Source organism: Rhizobium sp. NFR03 (assembly GCF_900111275.1).
Classification (GTDB): domain Bacteria; phylum Pseudomonadota; class Alphaproteobacteria; order Rhizobiales; family Rhizobiaceae; genus Ferranicluibacter.
In genome coordinates, this window is the sequence record NZ_FOGR01000003.1 from 572,691 (window position 1) to 594,033 (window position 21,343).

The 21,343-nt window shown below is 60.4% G+C and carries 17 protein-coding genes; 6 read left to right on the top strand and 11 right to left on the bottom strand.

Features of this window, described 5'->3' with window-relative positions; translation table 11 throughout:
• Positions 1-43: 43 nt before the first annotated feature.
• Genes BSG19_RS12455 through BSG19_RS12470 form a run of 4 tightly spaced genes read left to right on the top strand, consistent with a single transcriptional unit; the run spans position 44 to position 4,414 of the window.
• Positions 44-961, top strand: a complete 918-nt coding sequence (locus BSG19_RS12455; RefSeq protein ID WP_092988490.1) for a glycosyltransferase family 2 protein — start codon at positions 44-46, stop codon at positions 959-961.
• Entirely contained in the window at positions 948-2,300 is a 1,353-nt protein-coding gene (locus BSG19_RS12460; RefSeq protein ID WP_170865945.1) for an O-antigen ligase family protein, read from the top strand. Before BSG19_RS12455 ends, BSG19_RS12460 begins: the two co-directional genes overlap by 14 nt.
• 3 nt (positions 2,301-2,303) lie before the next feature.
• Positions 2,304-3,230 (top strand): glycosyltransferase family 2 protein, encoded by a 927-nt coding sequence (locus tag BSG19_RS12465; protein ID WP_092988221.1) that lies wholly within the window; start codon positions 2,304-2,306, stop codon positions 3,228-3,230.
• Positions 3,227-4,414, top strand: a complete 1,188-nt coding sequence (locus BSG19_RS12470) for an endo-1,4-beta-xylanase (RefSeq protein ID WP_092988223.1) — start codon at positions 3,227-3,229, stop codon at positions 4,412-4,414. The genes BSG19_RS12465 and BSG19_RS12470 overlap by 4 nt, the downstream gene beginning before the upstream one ends.
• A 26-nt stretch (positions 4,415-4,440) precedes the next feature.
• Here the strand turns inward: BSG19_RS12470 and BSG19_RS12475 are convergent, their stop codons facing one another.
• The 7 genes from BSG19_RS12475 to BSG19_RS12505 all read right to left on the bottom strand — a co-directional run bounded on the left by BSG19_RS12475 (position 4,441) and on the right by BSG19_RS12505 (position 12,418).
• A complete protein-coding gene (locus BSG19_RS12475) occupies positions 4,441-5,160 on the bottom strand; it encodes an acyltransferase (RefSeq protein ID WP_092988225.1) in 720 nt (239 codons plus the stop codon).
• 27 nt (positions 5,161-5,187) lie between these two features.
• Positions 5,188-6,120, bottom strand: a complete 933-nt coding sequence (locus tag BSG19_RS12480) for a glycosyltransferase family 2 protein (protein ID WP_092988227.1) — start codon at positions 6,118-6,120, stop codon at positions 5,188-5,190.
• Positions 6,117-7,250: a glycosyltransferase gene (locus BSG19_RS12485; RefSeq protein ID WP_092988229.1), complete on the bottom strand. Its 1,134-nt coding sequence runs from the start codon at positions 7,248-7,250 to the stop codon at positions 6,117-6,119. Before BSG19_RS12485 ends, BSG19_RS12480 begins: the two co-directional genes overlap by 4 nt.
• 46 nt (positions 7,251-7,296) lie before the next feature.
• Complete coding sequence (locus BSG19_RS12490) at positions 7,297-8,415, bottom strand: DUF1972 domain-containing protein (RefSeq protein ID WP_092988231.1); 1,119 nt, start codon at positions 8,413-8,415, stop codon at positions 7,297-7,299.
• A 257-nt stretch (positions 8,416-8,672) separates the two neighbouring features.
• A complete protein-coding gene (locus tag BSG19_RS12495) occupies positions 8,673-9,461 on the bottom strand; it encodes a WecB/TagA/CpsF family glycosyltransferase (protein WP_210185388.1) in 789 nt (262 codons plus the stop codon).
• Between the two features lie 351 nt (positions 9,462-9,812).
• Positions 9,813-11,075: a polysaccharide biosynthesis protein gene (locus BSG19_RS12500; protein ID WP_092988235.1), complete on the bottom strand. Its 1,263-nt coding sequence runs from the start codon at positions 11,073-11,075 to the stop codon at positions 9,813-9,815.
• Between the two features lie 53 nt (positions 11,076-11,128).
• A complete protein-coding gene (locus BSG19_RS12505; protein ID WP_170865946.1) occupies positions 11,129-12,418 on the bottom strand; it encodes a glycoside hydrolase family 5 protein in 1,290 nt (429 codons plus the stop codon).
• 327 nt (positions 12,419-12,745) lie between these two features.
• Between BSG19_RS12505 and BSG19_RS12510 the strand changes: the two genes are divergently transcribed.
• The gene (locus tag BSG19_RS12510) at positions 12,746-13,759 is read left to right on the top strand and encodes an NAD-dependent epimerase/dehydratase family protein (protein ID WP_092988239.1); all 1,014 of its coding nucleotides are present in this window, start codon (positions 12,746-12,748) and stop codon (positions 13,757-13,759) included.
• Positions 13,760-13,911: 152 nt separating this feature from the next.
• Here the strand turns inward: BSG19_RS12510 and BSG19_RS12515 are convergent, their stop codons facing one another.
• Positions 13,912-16,182: a polysaccharide biosynthesis tyrosine autokinase gene (locus BSG19_RS12515; protein ID WP_170865947.1), complete on the bottom strand. Its 2,271-nt coding sequence runs from the start codon at positions 16,180-16,182 to the stop codon at positions 13,912-13,914.
• Positions 16,183-16,471: 289 nt separating this feature from the next.
• Entirely contained in the window at positions 16,472-17,683 is a 1,212-nt protein-coding gene (locus BSG19_RS12520; RefSeq protein ID WP_244529219.1) for a polysaccharide biosynthesis/export family protein, read from the bottom strand.
• 357 nt (positions 17,684-18,040) lie between these two features.
• Between BSG19_RS12520 and BSG19_RS12525 the strand changes: the two genes are divergently transcribed.
• Positions 18,041-18,736: a metallophosphoesterase family protein gene (locus tag BSG19_RS12525; RefSeq protein WP_170865948.1), complete on the top strand. Its 696-nt coding sequence runs from the start codon at positions 18,041-18,043 to the stop codon at positions 18,734-18,736.
• A gap of 228 nt (positions 18,737-18,964) precedes the next feature.
• On the opposite strand, the gene BSG19_RS12530 is transcribed toward BSG19_RS12525, so the two are convergent.
• On the bottom strand, positions 18,965-19,669 hold the full coding sequence (locus tag BSG19_RS12530) for a sugar transferase (protein ID WP_092988248.1): 705 nt from the start codon (positions 19,667-19,669) through the stop codon (positions 18,965-18,967).
• A gap of 497 nt (positions 19,670-20,166) precedes the next feature.
• Positions 20,167-21,333, bottom strand: a complete 1,167-nt coding sequence (locus tag BSG19_RS12535) for a nucleotide sugar dehydrogenase (protein WP_280142404.1) — start codon at positions 21,331-21,333, stop codon at positions 20,167-20,169.
• Positions 21,334-21,343 lie beyond the last annotated feature (10 nt).

Below are 21,343 nucleotides of genomic sequence, written 5' to 3' on the forward strand. Positions count from 1 at the left end.
GCTCGGACATGGAAGACGTTTGCCTGACATTTGGTAGAGACGCATGAGGACCGCCGTGCTCATCGCCATTCCGACCTACCGGCGCCCCGCCGAGCTTGAACGTCTGTTGTTACGGATCGCTCAGCTGGATATCGCGGTGCCGGTCGCGGTGCTTGTCGCCGACAACGATGCCGAGGGGCGGCAGGGCGGCGAGGTCGTTGCGGCACTTTCGGCCGGTTCCTATCCCTTTCCCCTGCAAGCCATAACCGTTTCCGCCAAGGGGCTCGCCCATGTCCGCAACGCGCTTTTTGCCCACGCCCTTGCCCATGAAGACTTCACCCATCTGGCAATGATCGATGACGACGAATGGCCGGATGCAAACTGGCTTGGCGAACTGTTGCGCGTGCAGATAGCCACCGGCGCGGATATCGTCGGCGCTCCCGTCGCGTCGATCTTTGAAGACAATCACAGAAGCTGGGTGCGTCGCGCCCGCTTGTTTCAGCCGGAACCGCGGCCCGAAGGCCTCTGCCCGATCATCTGGGCCAGCAATAACGTGCTCCTGACGCGCACATGCATCGAGACTGCCGGCCCCCCTTGGTTCGATCTCGCCTTCAACCTCACCGGCGGCGAGGATGTCGAGCTTTTTACGCGGCTGAAGGCGGGCGGGCGGCAATTTGCCTGGGCGCCCGGCGCCCTGATTTTCGAGAGCGTGCCACGCGAGCGCACGCGGGCGCGATGGCTTCTGCAGCGAGGCCTGCGCATCGGCTCGACCGATGCCCGCATTCAGCTGCGCCACGGCGCAGGGCGCCTTGGTCGCATGCGCACGATGGGCAAGGCCGTTCTCGGCCTCGCGGTCAGCCTCGCGCTTCTGCCACTGCGGGCGGTGAGCGGGAAGCACCGTGCCGACGGATTGTTCTCGGCAGCGCGCGCGGCCGGGAAGTTTTACGGTTTCTATGGAGGCAGGGTCCATGAGTACAAGTAACGTCCCGGCCTATTCGACGCCGGTGTTTGGTAGCGCGGCACATTCCAGAGAGCCGCTGTGGCTCCGGCGCGTTCTCGAATTGATGCTGTGTGCCTTCCTGGCCTATGTTTTCACCGACGGAACACTGATTGCGGTCAATACCGGCGTCAGCGACATGACGAGCCTTGTACTTGAAAGCGGCGAAGGCGATTCCAGCCGGCAGATCTTCTATATCGGCATTGCCGTCCTGCTCTTCCTGATCGCCGCGCGCCACGGGCTGAGCAACGTCGTCGCGCCTTTTCCTCTGTCCGTCTTCATCGTCATCGTCTGGTGCTTCTGCAGCACCTCCTGGGCCATCGTTCCGGATATTTCACTGCGCCGCGCCATTCTCGCGACCATCATCATCTTCGCGACCATCACCATCGTCGCCGCCCTCGGGCCGCTTCGGGTTACCCAACTGCTCTACCGGATCCTCGCCTTCTTCGTCGTCGCCAACATGCTCTCGGTCGTTCTCCTGCCGGGCTATGCCATTCATTCCGAAGGGGAGCTGGATACAGCCCTTATCGGCGCATGGCACGGGCTTATGCCGCACAAGAACATCGCTTCGGCGGTGACCGCGCTTTCGGCCATCGTCTTTGGGTATCACGCCTTTCTCACACGCAGCTGGAAGTCGGCGGTTCTTCTGGTGCTCTCCATCATCTTTCTGCTGGGTACCCGCGGCAAGACCTCACTCGGCATCGTCATGCCCTGCCTGCTGGCCGGCATCATGTACAACCACGCCTTTCGCACGGAACGGCAGAAGTTCCTTCTCTTCGCAAGCATCTTCCTGTTCATTGCGGGGCTTGCCGTCTTCGCCATGATCTTCACGCCTCTGCTCGCGCAGATTTTCGACGATCCGACCTCGTTCACCGGCCGCGTGGCCATCTGGGACATCGTGCTGCGCTATGTCGAGGAGTATCCGATGACCGGTGCCGGCTTCGGATCCTTCTGGCTGATCGGACAGGATTCGCCGATCCTGCGCATCGGCGGCGACATGCCCTGGCTCTTCGGCATCGCCCATTCGCACAACGGCTACCTCGAAATGCTGGTGACCACCGGCGTGCCGGGTCTGGTGTTGACGGTCATCATGTTCGTCGTCGTGCCGTTCTATTCTTTCGTCATGGCCGACCCGGTCTGGAGGAAGATCAACGGGCTCTACTTCGGGATCTGGCTCTTCGCCGTTATCTACAATCTTCTGGAAACGCACATCATGAACCGCGACCGACAGGTTTGGGTCATCATGCTGATCGCCATTCAGGTGGCATTCCTCCACCGGAAGCGAATACCGGGCACGGGTCCGCGCATCGTTCTGGACAATTAGACAATGCGCACGCGCATGAACCCGCAGGTCAGCGTCGTCATTCCGCTCTTCAACAGGGCGCACCGTATCGCCGCGACACTGGAATCGGTGCTGGCGCAATCGTTCCAGAACTTCGAAGTCGTCATCGTCGACGACGGGTCCTCGGACGATTGCCACGCTGCCATCGAAGCCGTCGGCGACCCCCGCATCCGGCTCGTCCGGCAGGAGAACGAGGGTGCGTCATCGGCGCGCAATCGCGGCGTTCAGGAGGCCCGGGGCGCGCTCGTCGCCTTTCTCGATTCGGATGATCGCTTCCTGCCCCACCATCTCGCGACCATGGTCGGGCTTCTCGCAGCTCAGCCGGACACAGCCGCTTACACGCAGGTCATCGCCGACCGCGGAGATAACCGGACCTTCGTGAAGCCGCACCGTGGCATTCGGGACGGCGAGGCCATGGCCGATTATCTCGTCTGCCGCGGCGGGTTCGTGCAGACGAGCACCCTTGTGGTTCCCCGCTCCTGGGCACTCGCCGTGCCCTATCGAACGGATGTCGGCTTCGGAGACGACACCGATATTGCAATTCGGCTCTCGCTGGCTGGATGCCGCTTCGTCATGGCCCCGACGCCGGGCGCCGTCTGGTCGGACGAAAGGAGCACCGATCGTCTATCGTCCTCAGATGCGGCGAGCCGGGCGCGGTTTGCATGGCTTGACGACCTGCGCGGTCAGATTTCGCATCGCGCCTATGCAGGCTATTGCGGCTGGCATGTCGCCAAGACGCTCGTGCGGACGGAACCGCTTAAAGCCTGGCGCCTCTACGGAAAAGCCGTCATCAGCGGCGCCTACGCCCCGAAGCTCGCCCTTCGGGTCGCGCTCCAGCTGCTCTTGAACGGCGACGGTTATCGCCGTCTTGCGGACCGGGCAGTCGGGCGCAGACGAAAGACAACCGCATGACAGGATTTCTCAGACGGCAGCTCCTCGCAGGCGCGGGGCTCAGTATCGCCGGGAGCATAGCCGGAGGCAATGCAGGCACAGGCACCGGCGTCTCCCCCGCCGGGTACGCGCTCGCGAATGATCCCATCCTCCCCTCGCCCGAAAGAACCACACGCTCCGCTGAGAAGAGCACGGAAAGCCTGCGCGACCTCGCCGCCCGGCGCGGGCTTTTCTACGGCTGCGCGATGAAAAGCGGGCAGATCACCGAGGATCCCGATTTCACGGCGGCGGTCGTCGCAGATTGCAACGCTATCGTTCCCGAATACGAGTTGAAGCGCATCATCACCGAACCCTCACCCGGTCGCTTCGACTTCAGCGGTGCCGACCGGCTTTCGCACTTCGCGCAGGCGCACGGCATGCTGATGCGCGGGCATACGCTGGTCTGGCATCTTGCGAACCCTGCATGGCTGGAGGCGGCTCTCACGGAAGAGCCCTCCATGAAGACGCATATGTTCGACTATATCGAGACGGCAATGCGACGATACGGCAGCCGCATTCCCGTCTGGGACGTTGTGAACGAGGCGGTCGCGCCTGAAGAGGGCGACTTTCTCGGCCGCAGGATCAGCTCGCCCTGGTTCAAGGCCTTCGGCGACACCTATATTGACGACGCTTTTCACCATGCGCGCGCCGTCGCGCCCAATGCCGTTCTCGCCTACAACGACTATGGCGTCGAGATGTCGGGAAGCTGGTACGGCGCTCGCCGCAGGGCCATGCTGCTTCTGCTCGAAGGGCTCCTCGCCCGCAATGTTCCCATCGACATGGTGGGGATCCAGGGACATCTCATCGCGTTCGACACAGCGTTCGATGAAGATGTCTTTGCCGGATTTCTCGCAGAGATCGCCGGGATGGGGCTGAAGGTTACGATCACCGAATTCGACATCACCGACCGGAAGGGACCCTCCGATCCCGCTTTGCGCGATGCGGACGTCGCAGCTCTCGGCCGCCGGTTTCTGGATGTCGCCCTGGACTGCAAGGCGCTTGCCGGCATTCTCAGCTGGGGTCTCAGCGACCGCTATTTCTGGGTTCCGGAAGATCCTAAGCAACAACCGCCGAAGGGCCAGACGCTTCGCCCGCTGCCTCTCGATGACAACCTTGCGAAGAAACCACTCTGGGACGCGATCGCCGGTGCTCTCCGAGAGTCCTGACGGAGACAAGACGCGGAGTGATCGATTTAGGTCGTGGGTGTCTCGTTCAGCGACGTATCGCTCAAGCGGCTCTTCAGCAGCTTTGCCGGCACGCCGCCGATGACCGAATAGGGCGGAAAGGTGCCGCGCACCACGGCGCCGGCGGCGACCACGCTGTGCGCACCGACATGGGCACCATCGAGAAACGTCACTTTGGAGCCGACCCAGACATCGTCATCGATTCGGATGCCGAGATCGGTCGAAGCCTGCATGCGGATCGGGATATCCGTACGGTCGAAAACATGGCTCGCGGCATGGAACGAGACATACTGCCCCATGATCACGTTGCTCCCGATCTCGATGCCGCCGAGCGCGCCGAAATAGGAATACTGCCCGACGCCACTGTCGGAGCCAATCTTCAGGCCCTTGCCCAGCTGGCTCGGGTGGTTGGTGATGCCGATGATCGTATAGTCGCCGATGTTCACGCGCTCACCGAGCACGAGCCCCTCGCGCCCGTAGCCATCGAGCTGGCAGTGGGCGCCGATGGTGGAAAACCGGCCTATCCTGATGCGGCTGCCGCCGCGCATTTTCACGCCCGGGCCGATGAAGACCTTGTACCGTCCCCGGAGTAGCGCCCGCAAAAGCCAGGTGAGCCGGCGCACGAGCGTGTGAACCAGGAAGCCGGCGGGAAGCTCGGGTGACATCGCATAGGTCTTGCCGACCAGCCGCAGAAGAGCCGCGAAAATGCGGTGCAGGAAAGCATCCACTGTCCGTTTCCTTTTGGCGCGTGGCCCTTACGATCCGTGGATCGTCTTGTATTCGTTGTACCTGCGTCCGGCGAATGCGTTCAGCATGCCGAGACCGCGTGCGGCGCGCGAGACGGCCTTGACCCTCGTCGCCGTGCCGAATGGCAGCGCCGCCACGGACAGGATCGCGCCTGCGCCAATACGTGCCATACCCGATAGGAACAGGGAGACCTGCCGCTTGGTCGAGCATCCCGACAGCTTTTCGGAGAGCACATAGGTGTTGCCCTCGCGGAACTTGCGCGAGATCAGCCACTTCGATGACACGCGCGATCCAGGGACGATCTCGCGAACCCGGGCATTGCTTGCCCAAAGCATCCGCCCGCCCTTCTTGTGGATCATCATGCCGAGCAGGGTATCCGTTCCGCCCGTGTACCGCATGCGGGGGTCGAACTGCAGGCCGAAGGCTTTGAAGACCTTCAGGTCGATCAGGATATTGGCTGTGTTTCCGAAGGGAACCACACCGCCATCGGCAAAATCCTGAGCGACGAAGAAGCCGCCCTGCGACACCCATTGCGGTGGAGTCGTCTCGAATTCCGAGATGACCGGCCCAAGGATCGCCTCGGCACCGGTGGCGCGGTATTTCGTCAGCAACTGGTCCGCCCACTCAGGTTCCGGATATTCGTCATCATCAATGAAGAGAATAACCCCATCCGCGCCTTTCGTCTCTGCAACCACACGGTTGCGTGCGAAGGGAATGCCCGATTCCGGATGAACGGCATAGGTGATGGGAAAGGGAAACGACGGGCGCATCTCCTCGATCAGTCCGGCCATCGGACCATCCCGATCGTTGTCGACGACAATCACGGTTATCGGCGGCGGCGTGGTTTCGAAGGTCAGGGCAGCGATGCCTTCCAGCGCCCGACGAAGCCCCTTAGGTCGCCGAAAGGTGATCAAGCCGATGAAGAGGTTGTCGATGGTCATGTCCGCGATCCGCTTCTTGGTGTGTCCAGTCCGAAGGCCGCCACCATGCTCCGGCCATAGGCTTCCTCGGAGAAAAGCGCCTCGAATCGCTCGAAACCACGATCCCCCATCGCCTTGCAGAGGGGCCTGTCGATAACGAGCGCGGTCAGGGCCGTTGCCAGCGCAGTGTCGCTCCCCGGCGTCACCAGGAACCCGGTCTCGCCAGGCGCGACGATTTCCGAGAGGCCTCCGTGGTCGGCGGCGATGACGGGCCGATGATAGCTCATCCCCTCAATGGCGACGCGACCGAAGGGTTCGGGAAGCGTCGAGGGAACCGCCACGACGTCGCTCCAGAGGAAATGCTCGGACGGGTCATCGACAAACGGATGGATGGTAACGGAGCGCTCCAGGCCGGACGCCACAATCAGCGTCCTGATATCATCGACGAAGTGATCCTGCCCGCCGTAAACGCCACCGACCAGACGAACCTCAACGCGATCGCGAATTTCAGGAGCCAAGGCCGCGATTGCCTTGACCAAGACCTGCTGGCCCTTCCAGGCGTTGAAGCGGCCGATCAGGAGGACCTTGAGCGGTCCGGAAGCCGGGATTTCGGACTGCACTGCGGGCGCCGCCACTCCATTATAGATAACCGACTGCGATGCCTTTGCCGGGACGGCAAAGGCATCGCTCGTGGCCTTCGAATTGAAGATGACCCGGCTGCGACTGAAGGCGAGAACACGCGAGAAGATCGCCATCGCCTTGCCCGTCGGGATCTCGTGGACATGGCAGATCGTCGGGCCTTTGAAGAAACGGGCGGCGACCAGATAGTCGAACGGCACCAGCGTGCTGATATAGAGCAGATCGCATCCCGACTCGCGGATCACCTTGCGGGCCCGCAGCACGGCAAGAGGAAAACTGACGGGCGCCGTCAGCACGATCCGCTTCAGGTCAGCTTTCCGCAGGACCCACATGGGTCCGTTGAGAATGCGGGTCGAGGCGCGCTCGACATGCGGCGTGATCGGCCCCTCACCCAAAAGGCGCACATCGAGCGAGCCGTCTGGGTCGGCGGCCCTCACGGCCTCGAGGACCTGGAGAAAGCTCCTGTCCGAACCGTAAAGTTCGACGTTCGGATGTACGCAGAGAATTTTCAAACGCGGCTCCCCGGCCTGTCTTGGGTCATGATCGATGTCTTCATGGTCACAGGCACTTCGAAAGCAGCGCCTCGTAGGCAGCGTTCACCTTCAGCCAGGTGAATTCCGCCTGATGCCGCGCCGAGGCGGCAGCCCCTGCCTGTTTGAGGTCGAGGCCGGAGCCGATGCGATCGATAAGCGCTTCGAGCGCTGGCTGGCTGTCGAAATAGAACTGCCGATCGCCGGCGACCCAGCGATTGAAGCGGTTGTCATGGGCGATGATCGGGTTGCCGGCGCCAAGCGCCTCGACGAGCGAGGGGTTGGTGCCGCCGACCTGATGGCCGTGAAGATAGGCCAGTGCATGATAGCGCAAAGCCGATACGATCTCGGGCTCGTAGATGCCGCCGGGAAAGATGACCTCGTCCGACGCCGCAGCCTGGACCTTGCGGTGATAGGCATTGTCCGGCGAGAAATTGCCGAGAACCATGAGCTTGAGGCCGCGCCTCTTGCTCGAAAAGGCGCTCACGATCTCCAGGATCGAGTTCTCCGGCTCGGCGCGCGCAATGGAAATGAGATACTGGCCGCTCTTCAGGCCGTACCGCTCGATCAGGTCCTCGGGCGCGGCCTCGATCTTGTCGGCTCCATAGGGAATCATGACCGCCTTGCTGCAGCCGTGGCGGCGCAAGTGGCGTGCGATCTCCGGGTGATCGGCGATGGCGACATTGCTGATGTTGGCCCCGATGAATTCATTGGCGTACAGCCAGATTTTCACCGGAAACGACCACTTGTCCCGGCGCCACTCCACGCCGTCCATGTTCATCAGGACCTTGCGGCCCCTGAGCCTCTGCAGCGTGTTGAAGATGGCGGTGTTGTAGCCAAGGACGAGATCGATCCCCGGCCGTCGGCAGACGTCGGCAACGCACTTCCGGTCGAAGATAACGCTCCCCTTCGAGCCTGTCGCGTCGCTGGAAATATGGATGCGATGTATGCCGTTCCAATCATCTTCGTAGTCGGCCGTTCCATTTTCCTGGCAATAGACGTTTACCGTCCAACCTTGCTCGAGGAGATAGGGAGCAAGGCGCCCCGCGAAGGTCTCAAAGCCGCCATGAGCTGCAGGAATGCCACGAATACCAAGAATGTTCACGACCTTGCGGCTCGTATCGACAGTCTTCGACTGTTCGACCATACGATTGCTCCCTGTAACACTTCGAACCAAGACAGAACATGCTCGTCAAGACGTCGGGAGCAGCGCGGTGCGCACGTGCCACGACCTCAGGGAGGGTCATTAAAGACCGTTCTCGAATGAACAGGCTTGATCAGCATGCCTGCATCCGAATATTCTAATCTCATTTAGTAGGAAGCTATCGCATAGTTTCGTTGCAATGCAAAAAAAATTTGTCCGAAAGGTTTATTTTCCAACGTTTTCAATAGGTAATAGTAGACTTACGCTTTAGGAGCGGACGCTTCGGTGCGACGGGTGTACCGCAGTGCGGCATAAAGCGCGACGGGATTCGTCGTGAGATAACGCCAGAATAGCTGCCTCGGGCGCAGCACCATACGGTGCAGCCATTCCAGCCCGATCTTCTGCAGGAATATCGGTGCACGCTGGTAATGGCCTGCAGCGAAATCAAAGCAACCACCGCATGTGACGATCCAGCGGCCTTCGAAGGACTCCCGCATTGCGAGCGAAACGAACTGCTCTTTCGGTTTGCCAAGGCCGACCCACAGGATATCCGCCTTCGTCGTGTTGATGTCGGCGACGATGGCCGGCAGTGCGGCCTCGTCGAAATAGCCGTTGCGATAACCGGCGATCACCAGGTCCGGGTAGAGGAACTTCATGCGGGCGACACATTCCTCGATGACGGCGTCGGTCGCGCCGAGGAAGTAGCAGGAGATGCCGTTCGCCTGGAAGCCTTCGGCGAAATCGTAGAAAAGGTCGGTGGTTGCGCTGCGGCCTCGGACGGGGGTCGTCGTGAGCAGGCGTGATGCTATGACCAGTGGTTCACTATCGACATGAACGACATCAGCGCGTTTCAGGCTTTCCGCATAGCGGCGATCGGACCGGCAGAGGCCGACCGCATGTCCGTTGATATCGAACAGGAGGCGCGGCGGGTGGGGCGTTGCGTCCAGCGTCGTCTGCACGACATGGTCGGTCAGTTCGGCACGACTCTTCCGCGTGACCTTGACCCCGGCAACGATTACCGAGTCGTCATATTCTGCTTGTTCTGGCACGATGCGTTCTTTGGAGGGAGCTGGAAGGACACTCACGCTTTCTGGCATCCTGCAACATTCTTCCCGTCGATGAATGAATGGTGAGAGGCGACAAAGCGTGCGGAAATTCGGGAGAACTCGCCCCTCTGACGGGTTGGCCCTGACAACGAGGCGTTCTGACAGTGCATTGCCGGGACCCTTCTTTCTCGCGCATCACGATACCTAACCCAGGTTAAACATACCTAAAAGAGATTTCTTGAATGTAAGGTGGGGTATCCGCCAAGTTCGTTAAAGGGCTGCTGTCGCATGCTTGAGGCCGTATCAATGCGCTCTCTTAGGTTGAGGATACCATGCTTCTCCACAACCAAAACATCAAACGGCCTGCGCGAGCAATGACGTGCGTCGCGTCAGACGAAAGACGAGCGTCGTCATAACCACCTCGCCTGCGATGATGCCGACGATCGAGGCGATAGGGCTGATCGTGTAGATGATGCCTGCCGCGACCATCATCGTCACGGGTGCGGCAATGAGGCTGGTTTTTGCAAGCGGCTTGAACTGCCCCGCCGCCTGGATGAGGCTGCTTGCGGGAATACGCATCGACTGGATGAGGACCACGATGAACCAGAGGCCGCAGGCGACATAGAGGGTGCTCGGCTCATAGGGCAGGTTCACGACCTTGTCGTGGAAGATGAGGGCGACGGCGACCGCCAGAACGACATTGCCGGCAAGAATCGTCAGGACGATGCGCAGGAACGATCTCGCCGTTCCCCGCGCGCCTTCCACGTCGCCTTTGGCGAGCTGCCGCGCCATGATCGGCCGCTCGATGAGCATCAGCGATGGCAGGACGACCGTCAACGGACGCCAGAAGAGCGCCGCCACGGCAATGGGTGCGAAGGCTTGCGGTCCGGCCATGAAGGTCACCAGATAGGCATGGCCGTTGGAGGTCATTTCCGTGGTGATGACTCCTAGAAGCGCCCATCGTGACTGCCCCCTCCAGACCCTGCCATAGTGCGATAGCCGGCTTCTGCCACCAACTTTCTCCAGGGTCAGCCAGAGATACACCGCCGACAGACTGGCAGCCGTCGCCACCGTGATGCTTGCCACGAGGAGCGTATCGCCCAGATACTGGACATGCATGATGGCGCAGCCGGTGACGACGACGCAGGCATAGATCAGGTCGGAGATACCGGTCGATTTGACCCTGTGACGCGCGAACTCCGCGCAACGAAACCCCCAGCGGAGCGCCGCCGCGAAGGTGAACAGACCCATGAAGAGGGTGACAGGCAGCGGCATTCCGAAGAGAAAGCCGGACCCGACAGCAACAAGGCCGGCGAGCACGGACAGAATTGCATCCACCTTCATGATGGCCAGATATTCCGGTTGCCAGTCCGGCGTCCCCCTGTTCAGGGAGATCGACAGCGGCGTTCCGCCCATGGCATTGACGATGCTGTAGCTGAAGGCCGTCAACACCTGTCCGAAGATGAAGAAGCCGTAGTCCGCTGGCGCAAGCAGCGGGATCAGCACGAGGGAGAGCAGAAAGTTCGACCCGGCGATCGCCAGCGTTCCTGCCATCGACAGGCTGACACGGCTGGCTTTGGCCACGACCGACCGGAGCAGTAAGACGGGCTTCGTCATGAAATCCTCAAGATCCGGAATGGTTTGAAGCGGCGGGGCCGCCTTTTTGCGCGCTAGGGATGGTTCAAACCCAGCGAGACGAGCATATCGGCATCCTGTTGACCGCTAACCTCGTCGAACAGGCCGAAATAGCTGCCGTAACACCAGTAGGCCCAGGGGATTCCACGCGCCTCGGCCTGCTTGCGCACCACAGACAGCCAGGCGAGCCGATCTGCGTTGTATTCGGGCAGGAGACCGGGCTTGGGTCTCGGCGCGCCGAACTCGCCGAGATACAGGCGCGTCGGGGGTATATCGTAGCGTTCGGCCCAAGCGATCGCCTTGTCAAAGTCTTGAACCACGTCGCCGGCATCATAGCCACGGTAGTAGTAGACGCTGATTTTCCAGAGCTGCGAGAGGAGGTGGCCCCAGGACGAAGGCTCACTCCAGAGTTCGGCAACGTGCTGGCCGAAGGCAGCGATCGATTCGCTCGCTCCCTCGGCATTGGCCGGCCATCGAAACACGGGTGGATACCGGGAGGCGAGATCCTGGGTCACCGGTGCATAACCCTGAAAGATGAATTCGGGCGGAGAATAGTAATGGAGCGAGTAGAGAATGTTTGGATCGTCGAAACCCGAGGGATCGAGCCGAAGAAGCCCGAAGAGCCCGCCGCCACATGAGCCGGTGACGATGAGGGTATGATTCGGGGCCGAATGGCGGGCCACAGAGACCAGCGTCTTCAGATAGCCTTCCCAGAGCCCCGGTGTCCGGCATTCGACCTGCGGTTCATTGAAGAGTTCGAGTGCCACCCGATCCGCGGGACGGCTGGCCGTCCTCTCGGCGAACGCAGCGACGACACGTTTCAGCGCGTCGAACATTCCCGGCTCCTCGACCAGTGAGCGGGCATCGTAAGGAGAGTTGCGACCCTTGTCCGGCGTGTGGATATCCACAAGAACCTTGAGGCCGAGGGCCGAGATGGCATCGACCTGGGCAAAGACGTAGTCGGCGCGCGCCTGAAGCTCATCCGCATTTGCGAGCACGAGAGGGCCGACATTCACCGGAAGGCGGACATGGTCGAAGCCCATCGCCTTGATGCTTGAAAAGTTCGAAAGCGGGAAATAGGACTCGACCGGAACGTAGCCTGCACCGAGAAACCGTCCATTTTTCCGGGCTGTCGGCGTCCAGAGGAACGGGAAGACGTTCACCCCCTTCTCCACGCGGAAAGCGGGCCGCGTGTCACTCGCTGTCGCAACGGGCGCCACGAGCGGGGAGAGAGCAACGAACAGGGCGAGGATGACAGCCAGCATACGGCGCCACGCATCATTTCGTGGAGTGCCGATCGCGGGAAGTTGCGCTTCGCCCGTCATGGAAGCTGCACCGGAAAAGGGCCCCATCCGCTCGGCAGAAAGGCCCGGTGACACCTCGGGGTAGCTGGATGGTCCAAACTGCACTCCATCGGAACCTCTCGGACACCTTGTCGCGACGCATCCGCGTCCCTTTGCCAGGCAGGCTCCCTGAACCGGCCGGACATCACCTTAACGTCGTCTACATTAGATATTTTTTATCTTCAAGCGGCGTCCGGCCTTGCACCATGTCGACAGGTCGCCTCATGCGGGTTAAAGGCCCATGGCGTGGCACAGGATCGGACCTTCCGATCCGGCAACGGTGTCTTTGTAAGCCTTGATGGGATGCACATGCGTTATTTTATTACCGGAACCGCTGGCTTCATCGGCTTTCACCTCGCTCACCGCCTTGTCAGCGAAGGGCATTCGGTCGTCGGGTTCGACGCGATGACGCCCTATTACGACGTGGAACTGAAGCGAAAGCGGCATGCCCTGCTCGAACGGTTCGAAGGCTTCGTCCCGGTTGTCGGCAGGCTGGAGGACCGCGCCGCGCTGGCTGCGGCCGCAGAGACGGCGCGGCCCGATGTCATCATCCATCTGGCGGCTCAGGCCGGCGTTCGCTACAGTCTGAAGGAGCCCCGCTCCTACATCGATTCCAATCTTGTTGGCTCGTTTAACGTCATCGACATCGCACGCGACATCCAGCCCCAGCACCTGCTCATCGCGTCGACGTCTTCGGTCTACGGTTCCAATGAAAAGGTGCCGTTCGAGGAGCAGGATCGCGCGGACGAGCCCATGTCCCTCTACGCAGCCACCAAGAAGTCCATGGAACTGATGGCGCACAGCTACGCCCATCTCTTTGCGGTGCCGACGACAGCCTTCCGCTTCTTCACGGTCTATGGCCCGTGGGGACGCCCCGACATGGCCCTGTTCAAGTTCGTCGAAGCCATTCGCCAGGGACGGCCGATCGACGTCTATGGCGAAGGGCGCATGAGCCGCGACTTCACCTATATCGACGATCTTGTGGATGGCATTCTTCAGCTGTCGCAGGCCATTCCCTCTGAAGCATCACGCCTTCGCGGAGGCGCGGTTGTCGATAGTCTGTCCCATCACGCACCTTTCCGCACCGTCAATATCGGCGGCGGACAACCGATCGAACTTCTGACCTTCATCGAAACGATCGAGCAGCGGCTCGGCCTTACCGCCGTCAAGAACATCCTGCCGATGCAGCCCGGCGACATGCAGCGCACCTACGCGTCGCCCGATCTGCTCAAGGCGCTCACCCGCTTTCAGCCGAAGGTAACGCTTGCCGAAGGCATCGGCCGGTTCGTCGACTGGTACGACGAACATTATCCGCAGGCCTGAGGCACTCCTCGCACGTCTCCGAACCCGATCTGTCGACCGCGCTGCGACCGCGGATGGTTTGATCGAAGATATCGCGAACGGGTAGCCGCCGGAGCGGTTGGATAACGGTCGATTAGCCGGCGCTTCCTTCTGAAGCGCCGGCCGGGTTTTCGCTACTTGTTTTCCAGATAGTAATCGCCGTAGCGACTGTTGTGGTAAAAGTTCTCATCCTGGTGAAGGTAAAGCTTGACCTTGCTCAGATCGACCTTGTTGAGAATGACACCTGCGCATTTTTTCATGATGGCAGGGTGCGTCTGGACCGCGGTCCGAACGATCCGGCGTGCGGTCTCGCCCCATTCGATGATCATCAGGAAGCTGTCGATCTTGCTGGAGATGGCTCGCGCATCGACCACCGGGCCGAGAGGCGGAAGATCGAGCACGATGTAATCGAAGGTCTTGGCAAACGAGGCCAGGAGATCGTTCATCGCACCCGACGACAACAGCTCTGCAGAAAACAGGATACGCTGTTTGATGATGGTCGGCAGGAAGACCAAGCCGGTTTCGACATCGGTCAACAGAACGTCTTCCACCGACTGGCTTTCGCTGAGAACCTCGTAGAGGCCGCTGCGGGCGTTGGCACCGATGGCGCGGGTTGCGCCCGGATTGCGCAAGTCGGCGTCGATCAGCAGGGTCCGGGAACCCTGCTTGGCCAGATGCTGGGCGAAATTCACGGCCACGGTGGACTTGCCTTCCCGCGGCAGGACCGAGACGATCCCGATCACGCGACCGGGTTTGTTGCCTGCCTTGAAGTCCGCCGCAATCTTGGCGCCACGGATCGTCTCGGCAAAGGACGAAAGCGGATGATCGATGATGTAGCGATCGAGATTCGACTTGCTCAAGACCCCGCGGTGCCCGACGCGGGACACATCCAGCTTTGATCCGCCTGACTCGTGTTTCTCCAACGGGATCTGGCCGATGAACTCCATGGAGAGTTCCTTCTGGACCTGCTCGCCCGTGCGGAAAAACCGTTCCCCGAACTCGCGATAGGCACCGATTGCCGCGCCGACGCCGCAACCCATGACGAGAGCGAGCACAAGGATCAGCGGCTTCTTCGGATAGCTCGCATCCTGCGGAGGCTCTGCCCGTGTCACCACGCGCGCTGCCGTCACAGGGAAGCTCTCCCGCTGGCTGGCCTCCTGGAAGCGCTGGAGATAGGTCTCGTAGAGCGTCTTGTAGGTCTCCGCCGCGCGCTCGTACTCCCGCAGTTGAACGAGATCGTCGTTGGCGACGGCCGAGGTGGTCGTTGCGGCCGCGACCTGTCCCTCCAGGGCTTTCTGGCTGGCGGACGCGACCTCGTATTCCTGCCGGTAGGTGTCGGCAATACGGCGAAGCTCCTTGAACATGACCTCGTCATATTCCTGAAGCTTGGAGCGCAGGAGAACGGCCTGATAGTGATCGCGGCCGAAGCGCTTCGAGATTTCAGCCTCGCGCCGGGAGACGTCGAGCGCCTCCTGCTGAAGCTTGTTGATCACGGGGCTATCGAGCGAGCCTACGACCGCCGAACGGATGTCGCCGCTCGCCACGACTGCCTGAACGCTGTCGTACTTGGACTTGGCATCGGCTGCCGCATTCTGCGCCTTGACGAGGTTGGTGTTGATCTGCGTCAGCTGCTGCTCGGTGACGAGTTCCCCGCCGGTGGCTATCAGCCCCTTGTCCGCACGGAATTTCTGAACGATGAGGTCACTCTCGAGCGATTTCTGACGAAGCGCCTCGATCCGCGTCTGCAGCCAGTCGCTGGCGCGCCGCGTTGCATCGAACTTCGAATTGTACTGGTCTTCGAGATAGGCATCGACAATGGCATTGGCGATCTTCGCCGCAGTTTCCGGCGACTGCGAGATATAGTCGACCTCAAGGATGTAGGTTCGGCCGACGCGGGATGCGGAGGTATTCCGCATCAGGGCATCCTTGATGCTCTGCTTCAGGTCCTCGATATCCTGCGTTTTTGGCGGCTCGCCCGATCCGACCATGGACTTGAGCGTTGCTGCGACGGTGGACACCAGCGACGGCGCCTGCTTCTGGAATTCCGGATCGTTCGCAAGATCGAGCCGTTCGACCACAAGTGTCGCAACACGCTCCGAGCGCAGAATCTCCACCTCGCTCAGCACCGCCGCATCATCGTCCCGGGTCGGGTAGCCGGAATTGCGATTGCCGTCGGAGAGAAGCTGATCGGCGATCTGCTTGTTGTCGCCGTCGATGAAGAGCGTCGAGGATGCCGTGTATTTCGGCGTGGCCGTAAAGGCGAATGCCGCGCCGAGAAACAGCATCAGGACGCCGCACAGCGCCACGATCCTCCACTGCCGCTTGATGATGGAGACGATCTCGTTGAGGTCGATTCCCGTCTCGTTCTGAGAGGGAAGGAACTCGCTTGTTTGGGCCTTATCCAATGTCTGTACGCCTTGATGATGCAACGCCGGAACAACTGTTTCCCAATCATCATGGCAGATGCACGATGCAAAACCAGATGTTTTGTGCGGCGCAGCAATTTTAATAATATGTAGTCTTTGACTTACAGTTCACTTTTCAGAGAGATCCATCGACCATCGTGCATCTGTATTTGCATCATTGTCTTCTGACCGACATCTAACCTTCCCGCTCATCTCACACGAACAGGGCTGTTCTCATCTCGGGAAAGCAGCGCCCGACCCTGCCGGACGCCGTTGCGCATGTTGCTTCCTACAGGTCCTTCACGGCATCGCGCGTTTTGACGACATCGGTCGAAACGCCGGATGCTGTCGAGGAGACCGAGTTCACCACGTCGAGGAACTTGATCAGCTCCGTTGCCTTTGAATTGGTGACGTAGACGATGTCCTTGTCCTGCATCGGGAACTTCTGGATCATGAACATGGCAGAGGGGTCGCGCAGATTGGCGCGGAACACCACGGGGATCTGATCGCTCGGGTAGCGGCTGACATCGACATGCAACTGCTTCAGGAAGTTGCGATCGACGATGCGATAAAGAAGCACCTGCTCGGGATCGGCACGATTGTCGAGAAGACCGCCGGCCTTGCCGAGAGCTTCGCCAAGCGTCAGGTCCGCATCCTCGAAATCGATGCGTCCGTTCTGGCCGGCAGCACCGAAGGCAAGGAAGGTACGCCGCTCGCGATTGACGATCACGGTATCCCCAGGAATGACGTAGATATTCTCAGCCGGCGTGTTGACCAAATAATCGTAGAGAACGGTGGCCGTCCGCGAACCCCGCTGCAGCGTCACATAGGTCTCCAGACGCGGTGTGCTCAGACCGCCTGCCTGAGAAATAACGTCGAGAATGCGGTCGCCGGCTTCCGTCAGCTCGACCTTTGCCGGGCTGTTGACGTCACCGAGGACGGCAACCTGAGCCGAGCGGCTGGACACCTTGGAGATGACCACCTGTGGCTCGATGGCGCGATTTGCCAGAAGCTGCTGTAGCTCCTCCTGCACCGCCGTGGTCGTCCGGCCGGCAACGCGGATCCGACCGGCATAGGGGATGGAGATGCGACCGCTCTGGTCGATCGTCTGACTGGGCATGGTGACGAAATTGCCGGAGCGCGAACCGGCATCGGCCGGAATGAAAAGACCGCCGGACTGGGATTCAAAGACGGTGACACTGATGATATCGCCAACCCCCAAGGGAAGGTTCGGCGCGCCGCCACGACGCGTGCCGAAACTACCCCGCAGGGTGGGTGTCGTCGCCTGCGCAACGTTGGCCAGAACAGCCGCACTGATATCCACAAGCGCGTAATCGACACCGGGAAGCTTCCCCGACTTCGACCGCGTGTTGACGACTTTGAGGGCGGCCTGTTGTTCGACCTGTTCCGAGGACGGTCCCGAACTCGGCAGCGCAGTGCAGCCGGCAAGGAACGTCGTGGCCGATAAGGCAATAGCGCTGATGCACAGACGGTATGACAAGAAACTCTCCTGCAAGAGGTCGTGCAGACCAGCGACCTTTAGTAGATTACGATGAGCAGGCTGTTGAGGAGGCGTTTCGGCACCATCCAGCATGCCCAGGCACTTCCAGAATCACGCACTCCACAAGCGTTCTCTAACGCAAAGATGAAGAAACCTGATTAAGCATTCATTAAATTAAGGTCAATGACTTTAGATCGTGAGATTTTAGGCATTTAACGTTCTGGGTACACGACTATCTTGACAGGCGTGCGATGTACAGGGATGCCTTAAATAATGTGGACCCCTTGGAAACAGAATTCACAGCGTAGTGAGAAAGCCGCCGCCTCCCGGCAGCGACTGGATCTCCGACAATGGGATATGACTGGCAACATCTATGTCATTCCGGACATTCACGGCTGTCTGCATGCCCTCCACGAGGCTGAACGACGAATCGCGGCCGATCGCGAGGATGGCGAGGACATCGCGATCATCATCTACCTCGGAGACTATGTGGACCGCGGACCCGACTCGGCCGGCGTGATTGAGCACCTGATCGAAGACCCCATCAAGAGAACGCACCGGATCATGCTGTGCGGCAATCACGACCAGATCTTTCATGCCGTTCTCAGTGCGCAGGCGGACCCGCGCGGCTGGATGTCTCTGGGGGGACGCGAAACCTTGCGCTCCTACGGCATGTATGACGCCGATATCGATCGGCTCTCCGCCTCGCCTCGCAAACTGGCCGAAGCCGTGCGGTTGCACGTCCCGGACTCGCACAAGCTGTTCCTGAAACTGCTTCCGGTCGCAGCCTGCATCGGTCCGCGACATATCTTCGTTCATGCCGGGCTCTATCCCGGACGCCCGCTCGAACTGCAGACGGACGAACACCTCATGTGGATCCGGGAGCCCTTCCTGACCAACGGTCCACAAATGCCGGTTGTCGTCGTCCACGGGCACACGATCGTTCGGGAGCCCGAGTTTCGTGAGGATCGCATCGCTCTCGATACAGGCGCCTACCGAAGCGGACACCTGACCGTCCTCAAGATCGCCAAGGGTAGCGTCAGCCTCATCTGACTGTTTTGCCGCCACTCTTTTGCGACGCGCCGACAATGTGATTGTCATCATTGAGCGGTTCGTGGAACGAGCTGTAGGGTGTGACGGCAAAACGAGAAAGGGCGCCTGAAAGGCGCCCATTACACACATCATTCCACTGAAACAGGTGATTTTCTTCGGACACGTGACAACACCACGGGTCCGCCTCGTCTCGCTTAGATGGAAGGTATCCTGCCGGGCTCCTGAGCCCTAGAAACCGCTACCGCCGCGCAGCTCGGACATGACCGTCCGGCCGATGATGCTCATATCCATCCAGAATGAATAGTTGTGCATGTAGTAGATGTCGCAGGCGATGCGGGCGCGGGCCTTGGCGGCGTCCGTTGTCGGGCCACGCAGACCGCGGACCTGGGCAAGACCCGTGAGGCCCGGCTTGATCCGGTGACGGTCATGATAATGGGGCACGAGGTCTTCGTAGGGACGATCTGCCGCCAGCATTCCAACAGCGTGGCAACGCGGGCCAACCAGCGACATATGCCCGAGAAGCACGTTCACAAGCTGGGGAAGTTCATCGATGCTGGTCTTGCGAAGGATGGCTCCGAGACGCGTGATCCGCGGATCGTTCTTCGTCGTCTGCGCGACGCCTGTGGCGTCACAGAGATCGGTTCGCATGCTGCGGAACTTGTAGATGCGGATGCGCGTGCAATTCACGCCCCAACGGACCTGACTGAAGATCGGCGAACCCTTGCTTTCGAGCCGGATTGCAATGCAAACCAGAACGAAGAACGGCAGCAGGATCGCCAGGGCCGTGAACGACACGACGATATCCAGTGCACGCTTGGCCACCAGATGGGCCGTGCGGCTTCCGGAATATCCAACGCTCGTCAGAGGGCCGCGATATGCGGCGGGCGACGTCGGAACTGCGGCCACATATGTCATCGCACCAAATTCCTTCATGCCAACCTCCGCGCGAATGCATCCCTATGCTGCATTGCAATATGCCCCACTCTAAATCAGGAGTCACTAAGAAATATACTCTTGATTAACTATGGACGGCTGCCATGCACTGGACGCATAGCTGATAGGTCGCATTTCACGGCTTTGATCGCCGAAGCATGCGACTGCCGCAGGCCTTGAGCCAGAGCGCTCGAAAATGAACCGTTTTTTAGCTGTGTCTTCTGGAATTGTGAGGTTTGGAGGGCATGTGTGCCGGATTTAACGGCGTCATAAGGTACGTGCGCCTAGGTTCCGGAAATAATCTGGAGAGCCCGATGTCCCTTCGCCTCAAGAGCCTGTCCGCCGCTTTCAGCTTTTCGATCGCAGCCTGGAGCGTCATCCTGCACAGCATCACCTTGCCGTCATGATGGATATATCAGCGGAAGCGCGAAAGCGCATGCCGTAATCGACATGCGCTTTCCCGTCTCACCGAGACCTTCAGACGGACTACATCGCCTTTAGTCGGAGCCGAACAGGTCGCGTGTATAGACCTTCGCCTCGACATCCTTCAGTTCCGGCGTGTAGCGATTGGCGACAATGACGTCGCACGTCTGCTTGAAGGTCTCGAGATCGCGGATCAGGGGCGATTTGAAGAAGTCCTCGCCTGGGAGGGCAGGTTCGAAGACAACGACGTCGATGCCCTTCGCCTTCAGCCGCTTCATGATGCCCTGAATGGACGAATCCCTGAAGTTGTCCGAGCCGGCCTTCATAACCAGCCGATAAATGCCGACCCTCTTCGGGTTGCGGCGCAAGATGCTCTCCGCAACGAAGTCCTTGCGTGTCGTATTGGCGGTGACGATGGCGCTGATCAGCGCCTGGGGCACCTCGCTGTAGTTCGCCAGCAACTGCTTGGTGTCCTTGGGCAGGCAATAGCCGCCATAGCCGAAGGACGGATTGTTGTAGTGCGTGCCGATCCGCGGGTCGAGGCCGACGCCGTTGATGATCTGGCGCGCGTTCAGGCCGTGAAGCTCCGCATAGGTGTCGAGTTCGTTGAAATAGGCAACGCGCATGGCAAGATAGGTATTGGAGAAGAGCTTGATCGCCTCGGCCTCGCTCGAATCCGTCAGGAGGATCTGCACATCCTTCTTGATGGCGCCGCCGAGCAGCATGTCGGCGAAGGTCTTCGCCCGATCGGACTGCTCGCCGACCACGATGCGCGACGGGTGAAGGTTGTCGTGCAGGGCCTTGCCCTCGCGCAGAAACTCCGGCGAGAAGATGATGTTGTCACGCCCGAGGCTCGCGCGCAGGCGCTGCGTATAACCGACCGGGATCGTGGACTTAATGACGATGACGGCTGTCGGGTTGACGGCGAACACGTCGGCAATCGCCGCTTCTACGGAGCGCGTATCGAAGTGATTGGTCACCGGGTCATAGTTGGTCGGCGTCGCCACGATGACGTAGTCGGCCCCGGCGTAAGCGTCGGCCTTGTCGCCGGTCGCGCGGAAGTTCAGGGAGCGGCCGAGATAATCCGAAACTTCGGGATCGACGATCGGAGACGTTCCCGCATTCAGCATGTTCACCTTGTCGATGTTGGTATCGTAGGCGACCACCTCGTTATGCTGCGCCAACAGCATCGCATTCGAAATGCCGACATAGCCGAGACCTGCAACTGCAACTTTCATCATCACTCACTTT